This is a genomic window from Paenibacillus sp. FSL W7-1332, assembly GCF_037969785.1.
In the GTDB taxonomy this organism is placed as follows: domain Bacteria; phylum Bacillota; class Bacilli; order Paenibacillales; family Paenibacillaceae; genus Paenibacillus_AQ.
Map to the genome: position 1 here is coordinate 4,101,806 of NZ_CP150209.1, position 20,581 is coordinate 4,122,386.

A 20,581-nucleotide genomic window follows, 5' to 3' on the forward strand; every position below is an offset into this window, starting at 1 on the left:
TTTGCATAGGAGCTGACATGATCCCTGCTTTTTTTCTCCTCGAGCTGTGAATGGATAAAAATCACCTCGAGGACAAACTGATCTGTTCTCGAAGGTTGGCTGAATCATGAGCAGCAGCTTATGGCGGAGGGCCTCATCAGCGATCCTTCAGTATGCCGCTTTCTCATATAAATCAGCTGGCAATGCCTGCACGAACAGTGACCAATCGTCCGTTGTGTATACATGAAGTCGGTGCATGGCCCGCGTACATGCTGTATACAGAAGTTTGCGATCGTTTTCCAGGCTGTAAGCTTGAGGTGATGCCTCATAAATCAGAACGGCATCAAACTCAACACCCTTGGCGAGATATACGGGGATAACCATTACTCCTTTTTCAAAGGTGACCGTCTCCTTCGTAATGAGCTGCAATCCTTCGCTTCCTTGCTCCCTTAAAGATTCAAAGGCTGTGCGGCTTTCAGCCGCAGACTTCGTAATGACGGCAATAGAGTCTAAGCCCTCGGCTCTAAGTGCTGCGATGTCTTTCAGTATTCGTGCATCGCGCATTTCTTCGTCATCTAACTTCACAAGAAGCGGCTTATGTCCGCTCCTGTCAAAGGGGACGATTTCCAACTCAGCAGAGAGCAGCGTTTTCGTAAATTCCACAATCTCCCGTGTTGAACGATAGCTGCGCACAAGGCGGATCAAGCAGGTTTCGGCTTCACCATAAAGTCGAGTAAGCAGCGAATCGGACTCATGCAGCTTGGTAGACTGCGTAAAGATCGCCTGCCCGAAATCACCGAGTACCGTCATGCGGGCACGCGGAAATAGTTTTTTGAGATACTCATATTGAAACGCCGAATAATCCTGCCCCTCATCGACGAACACATGCCGAATCTCCGTGTTCGTTCGAACGCCTTCGATCAGTTCTTTTAAATACAGATACGGAGTCGCATCCTCATAGAATAATTCGAGCCGGTCCAGCTTTTCTTTGGTTTGCCTACAAATTTCAGACCATAGAACAGGGATCTCGGTCTCATTCGTCTTCTCTTGATAAGCAGCTTCATCATCAAACAATTGGACGTATAAGCTTTGGACATCGATAAACGAAAATCGCTTCACGCCTTGCCTTAGCGGTTTGAAGCTCATCTTCACAATCCTTTGGCTGAGGATGTCTTCCTCCCGCTCGGCGAAGTCAAAGTCACCTTCATCTCCTCTGCGCTTATTGCTTATTTTCTCGTAAACAACGGCATAACGCTCGGCGATATCAAACACTTCCCTATCCTTATGCAGCTCGCTGAAAACTTCCGCATATTGCTCGTTGTCGAGGTATTGAAGCTCTTCCTCAACCCAGGAGGCCTTCCGCTCTTTGCGCTCTAATAATGAAAGTTCCTTCAGAAGCCACTTTTGTAGGAGATCAACACGATTGGCTAAGCTCAAGGAAGGATCGTAGCTGTAAAATTGGGTTCTCATTTGCTCCGACGTTATCAGAACACGATCCCGAAACCGAATGCCTTTGAACAGCATGCCTTCCCGCCCCAGCCACTTCGCATAGTTCTGCAGGGCCCTCATGAAAGCTTCAGATGCCTTGTACTTCATCCCTTGAAGACGAGCCTCGTAATTCGGAGTTGATTGTGCGGTCAGCACATATTCGATCTGATTGAAGGGATCCTCGACATGGAAGGATGAACCCAGCCAATATTCGAGATATTCCTGAAAAGTCGTCTGCTGCATGTTCTCCTCGCCGAGCTCGGGAAGAACAGTGGATACATAACTGTTGAACATTTGATTTGGCGAGAAAAGAACGATCTGGTCTGCCTTAAGCGAATCGCGGTTTTTGTATAGCAAATACGCCACACGTTGCAAGGCTGCGGAGGTCTTCCCACTGCCAGCCGCCCCCTGCACGATAAGCAGCCGGCTAAAATCGTTTCGGATGATGGCGTTTTGTTCCTTCTGGATGGTTGATACGATACTCTTCATTTGGGAGTCCGCGCCTTTGGCCAGCATTTGCTGGAGCAGCTCGTCGCCGATCGTTACGTTCGCATCAAACATATGACGGATTTGTCCATCGTGAATCTGATACTGCCGTTTCAACTCCATCATACCCGTGATCTGCCCGACCGGCGTGACATAAGAGGACGCACCGGGGGAATGGTCGTAGTAAAGACTCGCGATGGGACTGCGCCAATCATATACCAGGAAGCTCAATTCATCTTCATCGACGAAGGATGATACGCCGATATAAATCTGCTCGCTCACATTCAAGCCGTCCTCTAGAAAATCAACACGCCCAAAATAAGGAGACGGCAGCAGCCGATGTAAGCTCCTCCATTGCTGCGTCAGAAGCCGGTGACGACGCTCTCTTTCGGATAACACCGCAGCCTGTTGTTTAATCGTATAAAATGTTTCTTCAAACTCTTCGTCCGAGCTCGTGTTGACCGTAACCTCTTCCCAGAATCGCCTGCGAATCTCAGCAGCCTGATCGCGCATCCCGGTAACGCTTGGTTCCAACTGGTCGATCCTCGCCTTCATCTTTCCCCTTACCTGATCCAGCCGTTCTTGTTCTAACTGCCATTCCTTCGCTTCCATGTTTTCTGAACACACTCCTTCTCAATCTGGTCCGAAAAAAGTGCATTGACAAATCAGGATCACCGATGTACAATTAGATTAGGATAAGAAATTATAATATCGGTTTTTTCATGACTTTTCAATTGCGCTACTGATTATAGCATAGCGCTTTTTTGTGTTCAATTGTTTTTTGTACTCCTTGGCGCATCTGCCAAGTTTTTTTATTTTCCCATAAAATCAAAAAAACCGCGTTGTAGGAAGAGGTCCCGCAACCCCGTTTTATCCAATGTAAGTCCGCTGGCGTTTAACATGGCTGAAGCTCCGATATAGCGGGCCTTTCCGGCTTTCACCACATCATGAAGAGCCTCCATTGTTTCTTCGATAGGCGTATCATAATCCCATCGATGGATCTGGTACAGATCAACATAATCGGTACCCAAGCGCTTGAGGCTTTTGTCGATTTCACTCATAATTGCTTTCCGGGACAGACCCATACCGTTAGGACCTTCGTGCATACGGAAGTGAACTTTGGTCGCAAGGACGATTTCATCCCGATTGGCATAATCCTTCAATGCGCGGCCCACAATCTCCTCACTTGTACCGTCTGAGTACACATTCGCCGTATCGAAGAAGTTGATGCCTGGCTCCAATGACTTTTTAATTAGGACGACTGTTCTCCTCATCAAGCACCCATTGATGCACCCACCGCTCTGCTGCGCCAAATCCCATGCATCCAAGACAGATGCGGGATACGTCGAGCCCGGTATTCCCTAGTTTCACATATTCCATGAAGATCCCTCCTTGCATTTAAGTCTATCACCTAGAGTTAACTCTAGATCAATCCTTATTTCATAAAATTGCGGGCTTAATTACCATAAGGAGAATAATCATGACTGCTATTAGGTTTGCCACCGTATCTCGGGATTGCTTTCTTTGAAATAACGTCTTATATTCTGAGGAAATCTCGTTAGGCCCTGACGTATTCGACGCGATTCCTTGCATTTGTTTCAGGATGGGTTCAACCGCAAAGATCGCATACATGCCTGAGATAAAAAACAACACTAGCGAAGCGATGTACCATTCCGTTTGAAACAAGTAAGGGTTTATCCAGCCCATCAATAATCCTGATATGAGGATAATACCAAAGGAAACATTGGCATTTCGGTTCAATTTTTCAACGATATGATGAGCATATCTCAACTGTTCCACCGACTTCGCCCGCTTCAAAATCATATTGAACAGAAACACCGGCCCAACTCCAAAAATTGCGGATAGAATATGGAACACTAACAGTGAAGTATACAGGTAATACATCTCATCATCCCCTCTCTATTCCTTGCTCCAAGTAACACAATATATTTTCCTGAAGTTCGCATTGTTATCAAGAGCATCAACTAATACCTTGGCCAAGTCTGCTCTAGAAATTTGATATGGACCGGAAGCAAAACCATGACGTTGTTCCTGAACTCTTATCTTTCCGGTTGAAGGGTTATTATTTAATTGAGCTGGTCGGTAGATACTCCAATCAAGGTCACACTCCTGGATGATTTTCTCGGCTTTATCAAGTTCCGTCAATTCGTGACGAAAGATCCATCTTGCGAATGAAGCGAAGATTCTGGGGCGTTTGGCTTCGAGTAAATAAGAGCTGACAAAAATGAGACGCCGGGTTTTTCTTTCCTGCATCGATCTAATAATTGTTTCCGTAACGCCGGCTATATCGGTTTTGCCGCCGATAATCGCAATTACAGCATCACTTCCGTCAATCGCATGAAGAACGTCAGATTTATGAAGTCCATCTCCAGTTACGATCTTGTCAAAGCTCTGATCCATACTTAACAACTGCGGGCGTCTTGTAAACGCAATAAGCTCGTGCCCACGCGTCTTACCGTACTTTAGAACCTCCAGTCCTGTCGGACTCGTTGAACCTATGACGGTTATTCTCATATCCATCTCCCCTGCTCATTAGAATCACTGACGAGTTGAAGTTTGTACATGTTTGTTCAAATTGTTTAATATGATTTTTAACAACCTTATTAATTCCAGGTACTCTTCTGCTGAGATCCCTTCTGTTCCAATCTCCATTACTTCTGCTAGCGCTTCCTCAATCTTCGGAACGACAGCCCTTCCGGAATCGGTTAGATATATCTTTTGGTTCCGTAGATCGATGGGGTCAATTTCTTTGCGAATATAACCCTCAGATTCAAGCTTCCGGATCGCCTTTGCCGTCGTTGTCTTGTCGACCATCAATTGCTCGCTTAGTGTTTTCTGATTCACCTCCTCTTTCATTGAAAGCATTAGCAAAAACATGTGTTGCCCAAATCCCAAGCGAAGCGGGGCTAGACGCGGAGTAAGCAGCATATGCAAATGTCGATTGATTGCGGTTATTTCTTTTCCGTACGATTCGTTCTGGAATTCAATCCTTTTCATCATATTCAACCCCAATAGTATTATTAACCAACTATATACAGTTTAATTGAATTTAGTTGGTTATTGCAACCAAATTCAACGAATTTCTGTTTGTTTACCATTCCAAGCTCCCGCTTTCGAATATTTTCTATCCATTTAGATAATAAATAGCGATCCTCCATAAAAAAAAGCCGCGATTATCGCGACTTTAAATGCTATGAGTATATCCTCGTAGAAATGAAATTTTCTCCTGTAACTCACCAAACATGACTCCAGACTACCTCTCTCTCTCAATTTATGGGGTTTGAATATGTTGCAGGCTGCTGTTCTAAAACCTATTCTTGAGTTTGCCGAATCCCTTCGTATTGGTCAAGCAGTGTATACATCGCTCGGGTGCTGGTTGTAAGACCGCCTTCCTTATTGCGGATCCGCCATAATCGATTAAATTCTTCAATAACCAGCTTGAGCTGAGATTCCAGATCAATGATGCAATTGACCTCATCTTGTGCATCAGACATATCGATCCGGCACATATATCGGTGAATGCCAACTGCCTGTTCAATCAATCGCAGGGTATTACGCAGTTCGTCTGTAATGACGTCGGCATCGCGAACTTGAAGATCAACTCTTCCCAGCTGTTCTTTACGCTTCTTCAGCCACGCCAGCATGTCATGATATTGAAAATTCAGCTGAAACGAATCGACTGTCGTGCCGTTAAGCTCTGCAAATATCCGCAAAAACAAGCTAAGTTCTTTCTCCAGCTGCTCCCGGCTCTTTAATCCGCGGGTCAGCAAAGCACTCAGATAGGTGCCGTTATCAAGCGAGCTGTTCTCCAAATGGTAGTATCGTCCCAATTCCATCAGGAAATGCCCGATCTCACCGCTGGCGTCTTTAAATACGTACTCCGACAGATAGCTTTTCAGTTCATCTTCCCGATGCAGGTTGCCTTCCGTGCACCAGCTTAACCCCGCTGCATACGCATACCCTGGATAGCTGATGACCGGAACCTGCCAATGTCCGTTATCTCCCCAGTCGGTCACGATAAGTCCTCCGGCTCCGTATTTCTGACCTTGGACCGCTGCGTCCGCGATATTGTCCAGCATATTGTCGGTCCGCCCGGACAGGGAGGACCAAGAGCTGGTACCCGGACAGACGAAATACGATATTCCGTGCTTTTGCAGCATGCTGCAGTGCTCAGCAAAAGAAATGCTGCTGTCATAATTCCAGTCGAGGATCGTCACATCGTCCGGGATCCGTTCGGCCACTTCCGGATGGCGGGTCAATACATCTCCCCACATCATCGCTTTCTTTCCGTGGCTTCGAACGATATCCGTCACGCCCTCTGCATACTCCATATACAGCGGGCCCAATCCGATCGCATCGCAGCGCTCCTTGCTTTTGCCGGATCCAAGACCAAACGGCTCATCCATATTGATGTTCACCCAATCGGATGTGAACGCGGGCAGCAATTCGTCGAACATCCCCCGGATCAAATCTAGAGAACGCGGGTCCACAGGATTCAAGGTGGTGGGAGGGATTGTCAATGGATACGGACCATCAATCGGCATTCCATCCGGATGCTCCGCAAGGTCACGGTATGCCGGTTTACTGAGCCAATCTCCCATGTGGCCCAGACAATTCTGATTCGGCACCAGATCGATAAATCGGCTTGCGGCGTATGCGTCCAATCTCCGGAAATCTTCCGCAGTCATTGGCGTGCTTTCAGGGAACGCCGTCTTATGCTGCGTATATTCGAAGCAGTATCCCTCCATATACAGCTGCAGATGATTCAGCTTTAAACTCTCCATCTGGTCTAGCAGCTGGAACAGCTCGGTCAGCTTCGGAATTTTGCTCCGTCCGATATCCAGCATTAAGCCGCGTACCGGGTAATCGGGCTCATCTTCTATTCGGAAGCAACTCCAAGTAAGGCCTTGGCGAGAGAGTAGCTGCTCCAAGGTAACCACTGCATAATTCAACCCGGCCGGTTGACTGTATTCGATATGGAGACCTGCTTCATCCCATTGTAAGACATAGCCTTCCGGATGCAGCCTCTCCTGTAAAGAGACCGATATCGGAATGGACGAATCTGTTGAAGGATCATCCCGAAAAGAACCAGACAACGCCTGCTCCAATCGAGTTTTCAGTCTCACCTGCTCCACGGCTGGGACTTCTCTTTCCTGAATTTCATACGAAACGCTGCCCGACCAGTTCTTCTCTCCACCCAGCCATTTCACAAGTCGCGGCCGTGGATACAACGGCATGGGTTGCTCCTGTTTCATTGAATAGACACTTCCTTTCCCTGATCCGACACATGAAGAATTTTTTCATATCATGATTGTGGTAATGTTTGAATCAGCTATTCTTAGCGACTCATTCCAGTCAGTTATTCAAATAGTCAATCAAGTCACTCAGCTGCTTCTCTGTCGTTTTGCCGCCGCTGAACGACAACAAGCCGCGCAATGGCATGGCGTCCAGGAACGCCCGAAACATTTCCGCATGGGAACTGTCTTCAATCGCTGATGCAAACGGGAGCTTGCCGATAAAATCCTCTACAAAAGCCGCGCCTTTGACGGTCATTTTCAAATCCGATACGGTGGAGTTGCGATGGAATACAATCTCCCGCACCGTTGTGGACTGCACCTCAACGATCTCCGTAAGCACGATGTCCCGGGAGGACTTGCCGATTCGAAGTTCAAATTCGCCGCTCTCGACGACCCAGTCCTTCAGCTCAACGTCATAATAGGCGAAGCTTCTGTGATCCAACTCGAACGTAATGGTCTTGGCTTCCCCCGGAGCCAATTCCACCTTGTCAAAGCCCTTCAGCTCCTGTTCAGGCCGAATCACGCTGCTCTCCATATCATGAACATAGAGCTGAACGATCTCCTTGCCAGGTCGGGCCCCCGTATTCATCACATCGACGGAAACGGTGAGCTTCTCATTATCTTTTAGCCGCTTCTTATCCACGGTCAGATTGGAGTATTCGAATCTGGTGTAGCTCAGCCCGTGACCGAAAGGAAACAGGGGAGCCAGCTTTTTCGAATCATAATAGCGGTACCCGACAAACAAACCTTCGCGGTATTCGACGCGGTCGCCTTCCCCGGGAAAAAACAAGTACGAGGGATTGTCGCTTAGCTTAACCGGGAACGTCTCGGCCAGCTTTCCGGACGGATTCGCGTCACCGAATAGAATGTCGGCTATTGCTCCGCCAAGCGCCTGTCCGCCAAGATACGCTTCCAGCACCGCCTTGGCTTCTCCAAGCCACGGCATTTCCACCGGTGCGCCGTTGCTGAGCACCACTGCCAGATTCGGCTGCACCTTCGCTATCGCTTCGATCAGAGCGATCTGATGCGGCGGAATCCGCAGATGCTTCCGGTCAAAGCCTTCCGATTCATAACGGTTTGGCAACCCGGCAAAAACAACGGCAACGGTAGCCTCGGATGCGAGGGCAATCGCTTCCTGAAGCAGCTGCGGGTCAATGTCCTCTTCGTTCAGTTTATAGCCGGGGGCGTAATGGACCTTCGCATCGCCGGCCGATGCCTCTAATTCCTCTAAGATATCGTCCAGCCGGGTCGGACGAATCTTGGAGCTGCCACTGCCCTGATAGCGCGGCTCTTTAGCTAATTCGCCGATGACGGCAATGCGGCCGCTTCGGGCCAAAGGCAGCAGTCCGCCTTCATTTTTAAGCAGCACCATACTCTCTTGAGCCACCTCGCGAGCCAGACGGTGATGCTCCGCCTGATCGAAGGCCGCATCAGGCTTTCGCTGATTTACGGCCTTGAAGATCACGGCAAGCAGACGCTCCACCGCAGCGTCCAGCTTGGATTCGGGCAGCTGGCCGTTTCTTACGGCCTCTACAATTTTTGCATCCCCCTCGCCGTGACTTGACGGCATCTCCAGCTCCATTCCGGCCGCGAGCGCCTTGGCCCGCTCATTAACCGCACCCCAATCCGAAATGACAAAGCCTTCATGGCCCCATTCGTTTTTCAAAATATCGGTCAGCAGCGTCTCATTCTCGGAAGCAAATTCCCCGTTCACTTTATTGTAGGAGCACATCACCGTCCACGGCTGTGCTTGCTTGACGGCGCCTTCAAAACTGGCCAAATAAATTTCACGCAGCGTCCGCTCGTCGACCACAGAGTCCGACGTCATCCGCCGATGCTCCTGGTTGTTGGCCGCGAAATGCTTGAGCGAGGTCCCTACCCCCTGAGTCTGTACCCCTTGGATATGATGGGTCGCCATCTCGGTTGATAAGTAAGGATCTTCAGAGAAATACTCAAAGTTGCGCCCGCATAAGGGAGAACGCTTGATATTAGCTCCAGGCCCCAGCAATACAGCTACGTTCTCCGCCTGGCATTCTCTGCCGAGCGCTTCGCCCATCCGGTAGATCAAATCACGGTTCCATGAGCTCGCTACGCCCGCCGCCGACGGAAAACATGTTGCAGGCACGCTGTCGAACAAGCCCAGATGGTCAGCCGAGGCCCGCTGCTTGCGAAGCCCGTGCGGTCCGTCCGTCACCATAACGGATGGAATGCCCAGCCGCTCGATCCCTTTCGTATGCCAATTGTCCTTACCGGAGCAAAGGCTCGCCTTCTCCTCCAAGGTCATCTGCGAAACCAGTGCTTTCAAATCCCGCTGATCGGTCAATTCAATTCCTCCCCGTTATGATTCAATTCATCCAGCAATTCAAACTCTATCCCATCCGATAGATCCCGGCTGCTGGAACCGATGTACACCTTGAATGTGCCGGGCTCAGCCGCGTAGCCGGAAGCCGGCGACCAGAACGTCAATGCCTCGACTTTAATCGTAAACGTAACCTCCCGGCTCTCTCCCGGTTCCAGCCATACTTTCCGAAAGCCCTTCAGCTCTTTAACCGGTCTTACAATACTCCCGCAGCAGTCCTGAATGTACATCTGAACGGTTTCCTCCCCGGAAACACCGCCCGTATTCGTCACCTTCAACGTTACCGTAATCGTATCGTCCGCCGTCATTTCGCGGCGGTCCAGGGTGATCGCCGATATATCAAAAGTCGTATAACTCAGCCCATATCCGAATGGATATAACGGGTCATTCGGTCCGTCCAAGTATTTGGATATGAATTTATCCTTTCCATTCGTATCAGTTACCGGTCTGCCGGTGTTAAAACTGTTGTAGTATACCGGCACCTGCCCGATGCGGGCAGGAAAGCTCATCGTCAGCTTCCCTGACGGGTTGTAATCTCCTGTCAACACGTCTGCGATCGCGTGACCTGCCTGCGAGCCTAAGAACCAGGTTTCCAGAATGGCATCGACATGCCGGTCATACCAGTCCAGGACCAGCGGACGTCCGTTCGTCAGGACAAGAACCGTCGGTTTGCCTTCCGCGATCACGGCTTCCGCCAGCCGCTGCTGCGCCTCGGGAATGACGACATCCATGCGGGAAGCCGCTTCACCCGACATATCGCTGCTCTCACCCAGCGCCAGAACGACGATATCGGCCTCTCTCGCCTGCAAGATTGCAGCCTCGATTCCGCCGTCAATCGCTTTATTCACGCCGCTGCCTTGAGCGTAGAGGAGGCGTTCCGCAGGGATGCCTTTCTCCAGAAGCCCTTCGTACAGGGTCACCGTTTCATGGCCGTACCGGGAGAACTGCCACGGTCCGAGCAGATCCTTGCTATCGGCAAACGGACCTATCAGCGCGATTTTGCCGGCATCCTTTGCCAGCGGGAGCACGCCGTCATTTTTGAGCAGAACGGCCGATTTGCGCGCCAACTCCAAACTCGCCTGCAGATGCGCTTCGTTAAAGTGATATTCGATTTCTTTCTCAGGGCGAATATATCGATATGGGTCGTCCATTATACCGGTTTTGTACTTCACGTATAAAATGCGGCGAACAGCATCATCGATTTGCCGTTCGCTCACCTTGCCTTCCTTAACGAGCGCGGGAAGATGATCGAAAGCGCGCGTCACCATTTCGATGTCCATCGTGGCATGAACAGCTTTAAGCGCAGCCTCCTTCGTATCCTTTGCGTGTCCGTGAATCCGAATCTCGTCAACAGAGCCGTAATCGGAAATCAGGATTCCGTCAAAGCCCAGCTCTTCCCGCAGCAGCTCTTTCAGTACGAACATATTAGCCGCAACCGGGACACCCTGATAAATATTAAAGGCATTCATCACCGAGTCGGCTCCCGCTTCCAGTGCAGCCTTAAACGGCGGAAGGTACACGTTTCGCAGCGTGCCCTCCGAGATGTCCACACTGTTATAATCCCTGCCGGCTTCTGCTGCACCATAGGCAATGAAGTGCTTCAGGCAGGCGACCAGCGTCTCTTCGTTATGCAGAGACGCTCCTTGGTACCCTGCAACTTGAGCTTTGGCAATTAACGCCCCTAAAAACGGATCCTCGCCGGCTCCTTCCGATACTCTGCCCCAGCGGGCATCACGGGTAATGTCGATCATCGGGCCGTGATTGAATATCGTTCCGGAAGCGCTGGCCTCCTTAGCGGCGATCGCGCACGCTTCTTGGATCGCTTCCATGTCCCAGCTGCAGGACCATGCCAGCGGAATTGGGAAAATAGTCTGCGAGCCGTGGATGACGTCCGCATGAAACAGCAGCGGAATGCCGTGCGGCGATTGCTCGACGGCTATTCTCTGCAATTCGAATACTCTTGTGATGTCAAAGGCTCCCAGTACCGACCCTGCCCTGCCCTCGGCAATCAGCTTCTCGGGCGGGTCGGATTCCACGGCATTCCCGAAGGAGAAATTGGAGGCCTGGCACTGGCACATTTGACCAACCTTCTCCTCCAGCGACATGTCGGCAAGCAACGCTTCTACAGCCTCTGCAATCTCTTCGTCCGTACGCTCCCGTACCCCGCTCTTTCGATGCTCCGCTGCTCCCTCCAGCAAGGATTGTGCTAGATAGGGCCCCCGCCCCCTTTCACCTTGAAGGGGGAAGCTCCCGAAGGAGGGGATGCGAAGCTCGCCGGTGAACGAGTCCCCGTCGAACGACAGCTGGACGGAAAGATCCTCATCCGGCTTCCAAAACACTTTACCCAGTCCCCGTAGTTGGCTGCCCTGCACCGTAACGTCGGGGAATGAGAGCGGAACCGGAAGGGGCTCCATGACGGCATCGAGGGTGTAGTCTGCTTTTTTGCTGATTTTAAACTGTATTTTCATTCGCGGTTTGTCGATGATGCAATGCCAATTTCCTATCATTTCGACTTCACTCCTGTCCTTGGTCATCTTGTTTTATACGTTCTGGTTTAGCCCTTTACCGCACCGATCGTCATGCCTTTAACAAAGTATTTCTGGAAGAACGGATAGGCGACGAGGATCGGCAGGACGCCAATGACGGCCACGGCCATCCGGAATGTCTCGCTTGGCAGCTGCTCCAGTGCATTCCCTGAATTCATGCTGCTGTTGCGGGTCAAATACTGGATATCGCTCATGATCCGGTTCAGAAGATTTTGCAGGCTGAACAGCTCCGGATCCGTTACAAAGACCAATCCGTTATTCCAGTCGTTCCAGTATGCCAGCCCTTGGAACATGCCGACCGTTGCCATAATCGGCAGCGACAGCGGCAGAATGATCTTGTAATACATTCTGAACTCCCCGGCACCGTCCATGCTGGCCGATTCCAGCACCGCCGAAGGGATCGTGGTGGCAAAGAAGGTCCGCATCAGCAGCACATTGAAGCCATTCATGAGCAGCCAGGGGATCAACAGAGCTAGCAGCGTGTTTTTCATATCGAACAGCTGGGTATAGACCAGATAGGTCGGAACCAGTCCCCCGTTAAACAGCAGCGTAAAGAACACGATGAACGACAGCACGACGCCGCCGGGAAGATCCTTGCGGGATAGCGGATAGGCCAGCAGCGAAGTGATGACAAGGCTTGCGCTCGTGCCGATCACTGTGATCAGGATCGTGATCCCGTACGCATGGAAGATCTGTGCCGATTCTCTCCATAGATATTCATATGCGCCCAGGCTGAGCTTGGAGGGGAAGAAGGAATAGCCCTCCACGGCAATCGTGTGATCGTCCGTGATCGATGAGATGAACAGCAGGATGAACGGAAGAATGCACGCCAGGGAAAAAACAATCATGATAATGTGCGCTGCCCATTGCAGACCGCGAGATTCGTTTTTCATATGGTTCGCTCCTTAGAACAAAGCATTGTTTTTATCAATTTTCCGCACGACATAATTGGAGACCAGCACGAGAACGAAGCCGACCAGCGACTGATAGAATCCTGCCGCCGAGGACATCCCGATATCACCGAGCTGCGTCAACCCGCGGAATACATAGGTGTCTATCACATTGGTGGTCGAGAACAGTGCGCCGGAATCCATCGGCACCTGGTAGAACAATCCGAAATCCGAATAGAAGATGCGCCCGATACCGAGCAGAGTCAGAATGGTGATCACCGGCGTAATCATCGGAAGCGTGATCTTGCGGATCTGCATCCATTTGGAGGCCCCGTCCAGCTTTGCAGCCTCGTAGTATTCGGGATCGATGCCGATGATGGCTGCCAAATAAACGATGCAGGAATACCCCGCTGCCTTCCAAATATGCACGACCGTCAGAATGAAGGGCCAATATTTCGGCTCCGTATACCATGAGATAGGATCCAGCCCAAGTGCCGGAAGCAGCGTCTTGTTCACCATTCCCGTATTCACGCTGAACATGGCGTAAACCAGGTAGCTGACGATAATGATGGAGATAAGGAACGGCAGAATGATGACGCTTTGATAAAAGCGTGATGCCACTTTGTTTCGGATCTCGTTCAGCAATATCGCGACACCAACCGAAACGATCAAGCCGAGAACGATAAACGCAGCATTGTAAAGAATCGTGTTACGCGTAATGATAAATGCATCATCCGTTTTGAACAGATACTCAAAGTTTTTGAAGCCGATCCAGTCACTGTCCCATATCCCTTTGCTGTAGTTCACGTCTTTAAAAGCGATGCTTAGACCGAACAGCGGCAAATAATTGTTGATGAGCAGGTAGATAAGCCCCGGCAACATCATAATGTATAGCGGGACGTACTTCCGAAGAGATCTCCGTCCCTTACGGCGTGTTGTACTTGTCACCGCACTTCCCCCCTTTGCGGCTTTATAGCCGAATCTATATCTTCATTTTAAAGAGCAAGCACACGGGCCACTACCGCTTAAACGACTTCACATTTGTGCTTTCCCGACTTCAGCGCCAGTAGAGTAGAACCTAGGACAGAAAACGCGCTGGATCATCCCAATTCCCTTGGAGGCGCTATGTCAACAAGAAAAAAGCAGGCTGCCAAGGATATAGCCTTGTGCAGCCTGCCGTTCATGCTTCACTTGATCGATGAGCTTAAACTTTAAACATTTCCTCTTCACTATACAAAATAGAAACAGTCACGGGGTAACCCGTGACTGTTCACATGATGCTTTACTTCACGCCGTTGGTTTTAGCCCATTCATCCAATTGCTTCTGTTTCTCCGCAATAATCTTATCGATTCCGGCCGATTTCAATTTGGAGATGAACTCCGGCAAAATTTGTTCCGGGTCTACACTGCCTGTCTCCAGCGGCATTTTATATTGCGTAATGACGTTGCTTACGGCTGCATACTCGGTCTTCACCGGAGAAGCATCAAACAGGAAGCCCATCGCTTTGGAGCGCTTGGAGCTCTTGTTGAATTCATCCATCTTGGACCAAATTTCCGGATCGTCGCCATTTATGACATAAGACAAGAACTGATTCCCGAACAGCCAGCCAAGCGGCATTTTATAACCCACCGAGTTGTAATCAACACCCTCCGGATAATCGATCACATTGTCAAAGCCGTCCACCTTTACATAATGGGTGCCTTCGATCCCCCAGTCATACAGGTTCACGATATCCTTGTCGGTGTACATCAGATTTAAAAATTCCATCGCTTTCTCAGGAGTTTCGGAATTGACCGGAATGCCCCACATCGCTCCCGTTACCGTGCTCGTCGTAGCTACAGGAGGTACGAGTTCTGCAGTGACCAGCTCAAGCCCGGACAGCTTCTTCTCGCTCTCCGCAAAGCCGGGTTTTTGCATAGCCATATAGGCAAAGGCTTTGCCAGCCTTGATCATGTCAAACCGCGTTGCCTGCGTTGTAGCCATATCCTGTGGAATCAGCCCGTCCTGATACCAGCCGCGAATCTTGTTGACAAAGTCGGCATATTCCTTCGTCTCGTAATAATTGACAATCTTGAGGCCATTGTCATAGCTCGGAAGAACACCGATCGTGTCGTTCAGACTATCGTAGTTGACATAATTCTCTCGGAAGGATTGCCCCGCTGCACCGGTAACCAGCGGTGTCATGGTAGGACCCTCTCCTTCCTTTACCTTCCGCAGCACGGCCTCCACATCATCAAGCGTCTCGATCGAGGCAACATCGATCTTGTATTTATCAACCAAGTCTTTGCTCATGGTCAGCCCATAGCTGGCCGCCAAATCCCGTACCGTCGGCGTTCCATATATCTCGCCTCCGATGCGCGTAGCTTGCAAATAATCTTTACCCAAGGCGTCGGCGATCCCCTGACCATGCTGCTCAAGCAATTGATCCAGAGGCTTCAGCTGACCTTTCGCAACGATGTTGCTGAAGTTATAACCGGATAAGTACAGCAGATCCATTTTCTCACCGCTTGCAAACATCAGATTCGTTTGCTGCTCCCAGTCTCCGACAGAAATATGCTCAAATTCGACCTTGGCCTGTATTTTCTCGGCCGCGATCTTGTTGATGGCGTCCTCCACTTGCTGCATATCCTTCGGTATGGAGCCTGCCACCGGAAGCACGACCGTCAGCTCCGTGAGAGCTTTTTGTTCACTTGCCGGCTCATTGTCTTGGTCGGCTGCTTTCCCTCCTCCGCAGGCCGACAATAGTATGACGGCGCTCAAAAGCATCGTAGATAGTCGTGCGAATGATTTTTTCATCTGTTCCCCCGCCTTTGTGATTGATGTATTTCTAGCTATATTGTAAGAGGGGACGTGATTGTGCACTGCTCTTGTAACGACTTTTCACTGTCACTTTACCGACTTTCCCCGGAGCTGGTGATGCCGGCATGCTCTTGCCGGTACTCGACCGGGCTCATATTCATATATTTTTTGAACATGCGGGAAAAGTGAGAGAAGTTGGCGTAGCCGATTCGCGTCGCAATCGAACTGACGGACAGCTCGGTATTTGCGAGCAGCCCGGCCGCCATGCTCAATCGCTGCTGGAGCAGGTAATCCGAGATCGACATGCCGGTCCCTTTTTTGAAGATTCGGGTCAAATAATCCGGATTCAAAAACACATGACTCGCGATATCCTCCCTCGACAGATCCTCGGATAGATGCTCGCGGATATAAGCCTTTACTTTCTCTACGATGCTTGGCGAATGCTCCACCGATGATGCAAAATCCATCGCCCGTTGAACGATATGATGAATCCAGGCCAACGCATCCGTAGCCGAGCGCACCGATCTGGCATATAACTCCAAGGAACGGCTGTCCCTGAGAGGCTGATGCGCCTGGATCCCCTTCAGATGAAGCACATAATAGAGCATTTGCTGAAAATCCTGAATGAATTGATTCAGTAAATCCGAAGTGAGTGAGTTACCTTCGATCTGAGACCTGATGTAAGCCTCCGCCTCCTTCAGGACCTGTCCGCTCGCGCCCTCCTTTAGCAGAATCGCCCACATGCTCATATCCGGAAGCATCTGCTGGAGGGCAGCCGACGGCTTCTCTTCCTTCAGCAAAAAGACTTGCTGATCATAAGCCACATTCATTTCGTTCATCCGATCCAATTGAATATACATCGAAGGGACTTCATGTCCGTGACCCGGCTCCCCGATATAACAGGCGACGCCCGCATAGAAATATTTCCTGCAAGCATCGATATACCTCTCACACATATCCTTGTATGCATCATCATCCACCGATGCCGTATCCCTGTTGATCAAGGCGAGCCAGCGCCCTTTCTCCACCGGCACCAGCATACCATGCTCGGCCCTCTCTTGGATGTGCTCCTCGGCGGATTTGCGTATCGCATATTCAATGATTTTTTCGTCCCGCAGCGTGACTTCCTTATACCATCTCCGAACTTGAATCAGTATCGGAGTAAAGATCATATCCTCCGAATACGGAATATTGCGATTCTCCGCCTGCTCCTTGATTGCAGCGGAGCGGCTTGGAATCGTTTGATTCAGGATATCCAGCCAGAATCGTTCAACCAACAGGGGCTGATGCTGCATCCAAAACTTCCCATATTGACTGAACTCTGATTGCTCGCGCTCCTGGTCCAGCTTCTCGATCGCTTTACTTACAACGGATTCAAGATCGGCAAAAGGGACCGGTTTCAGTAAATAATCAAAGCTGCCCAGCTGAATGGCCTGCTTGGCATAGTGAAAGTCGGCATGACAGGTAAGGAATATCGCAACGATATCCGGATGATATCCCCGTACCCATTCCAATAGATCCAAGCCGGACCCATGCGGCATTTCAATATCGCATAACAGAAGATCCACGCGCTCCCGCCGGATGATCTCCATCGCCTGGCTGGCGCTATGGGCGGTAAATACAGCGGAAACACCCAGCCGATCCCAGTCCACGCCATGTTTCAGTCCCTCTACAGCAATAACCTCATCATCCACGATCAGTACATGACGCATTGGCGTCCTCCTTTCCATCTTGTCCAGGGCTTAACGGAATGAAGAGTTCGACGACCGCCCCGTGCGGATCGTCGTTATAGCAATCCATTACGGCCCCATTCCCATACTGCAGACGCAGACGTTCCCGTACATTCCACAAGCCAATATGCGCTCGCCCGGCGTTTGCACCTTGTCCGCCGCAGCGGATCGCCTCCAATACCTCATCCGAAAATCCATCTCCGGTATCACGTACGGTCAAGCAAACGGTCGGCTCTTCCGCCAGATCGTCGAGGATCGCTTCAATGACCAGCATCGTCCGAACATCTGCCCTTACGGCATGCTTGATCGTATTTTCTACAATCGTCTGAAGCATTAGCGGAGGAACTGGGGTCTCCAGCAGATAATCCGGAACATGAATCTCGCTTTCGAATTGATTGGGAAGCCGCAGCTGCTGAATCCGCAAATAATTTCTCGTATGCTGCAGCTCATCCTTTAATAGAACCAAAGCCTGGTTATTGCTCTGGAACATATATCTGAAGTATTGAACCAGGCAAATCGTCATCTCCTGGATCAATTCATATCGCTTCACCTGTGCCAAATGGTACAAAATATTCAGGGAATTCATGAAAAAATGCGGGTTGATCTGGAGCTGCAGTTGCTTCAGCTCCGCCTGCTGCTTGCTCAATTGCTCTTCATAGACGTCAATCTTCAGCTTTTCAATTTGCGACACCATCTGATCTAAGGTGCGATATACCAGCTGAAACTCCTCGGGAGCGGTCGGTACTTTCTCGATTCGCAAATTGAAGTTCCCTTCCCCGATTCTTCGCATTAATTGAACGATCTTCTGCAGCGGGCGAAGCAGCACTTTCCGCAGGAACCACAAGCTGACCGGCAGCAGCAGAACAGCGAATGCCGACAGGATGGCAGCCGTCTTTTTGAGATATGGCAGATTTTCGAGCGTCAGCTTGTCCGGAATGACGGCGACCATGCTGATGTCCGCTTTCTTCGAAGTCTCCCCCACGATGAGATAGTCCTTGTCCTTGCCTGACATGTAATAGCTGTTGAAACCATGGGTGAAATCCAACGTTTCATCCTGCAGGGGCTTCGTGTTATAAAGCGGCTTCCCCTGGGCGTCGACGAACAGCATTGCTCCGGTTTCACCCGTGTTCAGAACCGACATCGGCGACATCAAGGTTTTGAGGGATACCCATGACCCGATGCTGATATTGTCATCCCTGAGCACCTTGATCGCGTAATAGGACCCTTCAATCTCTTGCAGCTGCCAGTTCGCCTCCATTCCATAGAAACGGTTCTGGCTCGTGCTGCTTTCCTGCAGGTAATCTCGCATTTTCAATAATCCGTTATAGGTCATCGACCCTTTGTAGGCTTCAACAAAATCATGCCGCGGCAATGAATATACGAAAAGTCCGTCAATATAAGGATAAACCGATAGATCGGAGGACAGCTTCCGGGAAACATCGCTTTTGGCCATCATATACGTATTGTCCGGCACTGCGTCTTTCATCGTCAGCACACTGACTTCCGATCTGGACAGATTCACCAGATGCCGTTCGATCTCCGCGAGCTGGTTATCGATCTGTCTCATTTGGATGGAGATCATATTTTTATTGGAGACCGCCACCTGATTATGAATGACGTTCACACTGTAATAGCTCATATAGATCAGTAAGGCGATTAGAGGGATTGCCACGCCCAAAAGGCCAAGCACCAGCTTGACGCGAATCGAATTCCAAGGAATTGCCTTGATATGGCTGTACATGATGAGACTCCTCTCCCTGGTATTGAGCTATCCCCATTTTACTACTTCTCCCGATAAAAGTTGAAGCACCAGTCTTTGTCATTGTTTATCCCCGCTCTTGCAATTGCTCTTCCAAAAAGGATAACGTCATCTCAAAGCACTCCATGGCCTCTTTAGTGTTAAGCTGAAATTGATATTCGTGCTGCACGACGCCATGGGACAGCGGGTAAAACAATGACTTCACGGGCACGTTTGCCTCTTTGAGCCGCGCCTCCAATTCCTTGCCGTGTTTTTCAAAAGAACCCGTGTTGCCGTCCGTTATAAAGATGGGCGGGAAATCAGTTGTCACATGGTTTGTCGTTGAAGCTTCTTCTGCTTCGGTCCCATCCTTCCAGTTCCGTGTTCCAATATAAGCCCACCCCAGCTGATTCAGGAAGAACTTCTCTAATCTGCCGGTAACGCTCGCCAGCTGTTTGACGTTATACGGACCGCAATACAGCAGCGCCGCTTGTATGGATTCCTCCGGAACCGCTTGTTCAATCCCTGTCCGCTGCGCCAAGTCGGCATTCGTCTGAATTGCGATGAATTGGGATGCAATTTGGGCGCCGGCTGAGTCTCCGCCGACAATTAGACGGTCCAAGTCCAAGGACGGGAAATCCGAAAGCTCCTTCAGATGCTGATAGACCTCAGTCATCTGAAGGACTGGTGCCGGATATCGTGCCTCGGGAGCCACCTCGTAATTCATGCTGACGACCGCATAACCTTTGCTGGCCATCATCGTACACCAATAGGCGGTGCCCGATTTATCTCCTGACACAAAAGCGCCGCCGTGAACCCATAGGATCGTAGGCAGTTTGCCCGCACGGTCTTTGGGGAGGTACAGGTCCATTTCGTTGGATTTGAATGTCGAAGGATACTTGAGGTCTTTATGAACCTCTACCACCTGCCTAAGCTCCGCCCAATTCGAAGGTGCTGCAGGCGCTGCTTCCGGCTGGCTGCGCAGCCAATGGATAAATGGAACAGGCGTTAAATTTACAAGCAGAAGCCCCCCTATGATAACAAGAACAATGACGGACAGCATCCATTTTATAATCTTCAGAATCAATATGCTTCTCTCCTTAATGCTTCTTTGGTGACGACATTCTACCCCCTTTGCATCCCTGTGATCTACCGTTAATCCGACTTCTTCGTTGTCATATGACGACCTGCGCCAGCATTCCGCGTGTTCTATAGAGTAATGATCCGAATCTAAGATATGGAGCATC

Annotated in this window: 13 protein-coding genes and 1 pseudogene; all 14 read right to left on the bottom strand. The window is 50.2% G+C overall.

Annotation, left to right across the window (positions count from 1 at the left end):
- Positions 1 to 147 precede the first annotated feature (147 nt).
- The 14 genes and pseudogenes from helD to MKX98_RS18360 all read right to left on the bottom strand — a co-directional run bounded on the left by helD (position 148) and on the right by MKX98_RS18360 (position 20,421).
- Complete coding sequence (helD, locus tag MKX98_RS18295) at positions 148 to 2,565, bottom strand: RNA polymerase recycling motor HelD (RefSeq protein ID WP_339217632.1); 2,418 nt, start codon at positions 2,563 to 2,565, stop codon at positions 148 to 150.
- Between the two features lie 287 nt (positions 2,566 to 2,852).
- A pseudogene (locus MKX98_RS18300) lies at positions 2,853 to 3,333 on the bottom strand (aldo/keto reductase); the annotation flags it as partial.
- A 60-nt stretch (positions 3,334 to 3,393) separates the two neighbouring features.
- Positions 3,394 to 3,831, bottom strand: a complete 438-nt coding sequence (locus MKX98_RS18305) for a DUF2269 family protein (RefSeq protein WP_339217634.1) — start codon at positions 3,829 to 3,831, stop codon at positions 3,394 to 3,396.
- 42 nt (positions 3,832 to 3,873) lie between these two features.
- Positions 3,874 to 4,488: an NAD(P)H-binding protein gene (locus MKX98_RS18310; RefSeq protein WP_339217636.1), complete on the bottom strand. Its 615-nt coding sequence runs from the start codon at positions 4,486 to 4,488 to the stop codon at positions 3,874 to 3,876.
- Positions 4,489 to 4,512: 24 nt separating this feature from the next.
- Positions 4,513 to 4,974: a MarR family transcriptional regulator gene (locus MKX98_RS18315; RefSeq protein ID WP_233355114.1), complete on the bottom strand. Its 462-nt coding sequence runs from the start codon at positions 4,972 to 4,974 to the stop codon at positions 4,513 to 4,515.
- Between the two features lie 311 nt (positions 4,975 to 5,285).
- Positions 5,286 to 7,229, bottom strand: a complete 1,944-nt coding sequence (locus MKX98_RS18320) for a family 20 glycosylhydrolase (RefSeq protein ID WP_339217638.1) — start codon at positions 7,227 to 7,229, stop codon at positions 5,286 to 5,288.
- Between the two features lie 100 nt (positions 7,230 to 7,329).
- Positions 7,330 to 9,555: a glycoside hydrolase family 3 C-terminal domain-containing protein gene (locus tag MKX98_RS18325; protein ID WP_339224510.1), complete on the bottom strand. Its 2,226-nt coding sequence runs from the start codon at positions 9,553 to 9,555 to the stop codon at positions 7,330 to 7,332.
- 35 nt (positions 9,556 to 9,590) lie between these two features.
- The gene (bglX, locus tag MKX98_RS18330) at positions 9,591 to 12,137 is read right to left on the bottom strand and encodes a beta-glucosidase BglX (RefSeq protein WP_339217640.1); all 2,547 of its coding nucleotides are present in this window, start codon (positions 12,135 to 12,137) and stop codon (positions 9,591 to 9,593) included.
- Between the two features lie 47 nt (positions 12,138 to 12,184).
- Entirely contained in the window at positions 12,185 to 13,069 is an 885-nt protein-coding gene (locus MKX98_RS18335) for a carbohydrate ABC transporter permease (RefSeq protein WP_194543030.1), read from the bottom strand.
- A gap of 12 nt (positions 13,070 to 13,081) precedes the next feature.
- The gene (locus tag MKX98_RS18340; RefSeq protein ID WP_339224513.1) at positions 13,082 to 13,951 is read right to left on the bottom strand and encodes an ABC transporter permease subunit; all 870 of its coding nucleotides are present in this window, start codon (positions 13,949 to 13,951) and stop codon (positions 13,082 to 13,084) included.
- Positions 13,952 to 14,348: 397 nt separating this feature from the next.
- Entirely contained in the window at positions 14,349 to 15,863 is a 1,515-nt protein-coding gene (locus MKX98_RS18345; protein WP_339217642.1) for an ABC transporter substrate-binding protein, read from the bottom strand.
- Between the two features lie 95 nt (positions 15,864 to 15,958).
- Positions 15,959 to 17,578, bottom strand: a complete 1,620-nt coding sequence (locus MKX98_RS18350; protein ID WP_220685002.1) for a response regulator — start codon at positions 17,576 to 17,578, stop codon at positions 15,959 to 15,961.
- Entirely contained in the window at positions 17,553 to 19,337 is a 1,785-nt protein-coding gene (locus MKX98_RS18355; RefSeq protein ID WP_220685001.1) for a histidine kinase, read from the bottom strand. Before MKX98_RS18355 ends, MKX98_RS18350 begins: the two co-directional genes overlap by 26 nt.
- 85 nt (positions 19,338 to 19,422) lie before the next feature.
- Positions 19,423 to 20,421 (bottom strand): alpha/beta hydrolase, encoded by a 999-nt coding sequence (locus MKX98_RS18360; RefSeq protein WP_339217645.1) that lies wholly within the window; start codon positions 20,419 to 20,421, stop codon positions 19,423 to 19,425.
- Positions 20,422 to 20,581: the final 160 nt, after the last annotated feature.

What these genes read in the sequence shown, in the direction of transcription:
- helD (WP_339217632.1), bottom strand. Translation starts at nt 2,565, where the DNA reads ATGGAAGCGAAGGAATGGCAGTTAGAACAAGAACGGCTGGATCAGGTA.
- MKX98_RS18335 (WP_194543030.1), bottom strand. Translation starts at nt 13,069, where the DNA reads ATGAAAAACGAATCTCGCGGTCTGCAATGGGCAGCGCACATTATCATG.
- MKX98_RS18325 (WP_339224510.1), bottom strand. Translation starts at nt 9,555, where the DNA reads ATGACCTTGGAGGAGAAGGCGAGCCTTTGCTCCGGTAAGGACAATTGG.
- bglX (WP_339217640.1), bottom strand. Translation starts at nt 12,137, where the DNA reads ATGATAGGAAATTGGCATTGCATCATCGACAAACCGCGAATGAAAATA.
- MKX98_RS18345 (WP_339217642.1), bottom strand. Translation starts at nt 15,863, where the DNA reads ATGAAAAAATCATTCGCACGACTATCTACGATGCTTTTGAGCGCCGTC.
- MKX98_RS18320 (WP_339217638.1), bottom strand. Translation starts at nt 7,229, where the DNA reads ATGAAACAGGAGCAACCCATGCCGTTGTATCCACGGCCGCGACTTGTG.
- MKX98_RS18315 (WP_233355114.1), bottom strand. Translation starts at nt 4,974, where the DNA reads ATGATGAAAAGGATTGAATTCCAGAACGAATCGTACGGAAAAGAAATA.
- MKX98_RS18340 (WP_339224513.1), bottom strand. Translation starts at nt 13,951, where the DNA reads ATGATGTTGCCGGGGCTTATCTACCTGCTCATCAACAATTATTTGCCG.
- MKX98_RS18355 (WP_220685001.1), bottom strand. Translation starts at nt 19,337, where the DNA reads ATGTACAGCCATATCAAGGCAATTCCTTGGAATTCGATTCGCGTCAAG.
- MKX98_RS18310 (WP_339217636.1), bottom strand. Translation starts at nt 4,488, where the DNA reads ATGAGAATAACCGTCATAGGTTCAACGAGTCCGACAGGACTGGAGGTT.
- MKX98_RS18350 (WP_220685002.1), bottom strand. Translation starts at nt 17,578, where the DNA reads ATGCGTCATGTACTGATCGTGGATGATGAGGTTATTGCTGTAGAGGGA.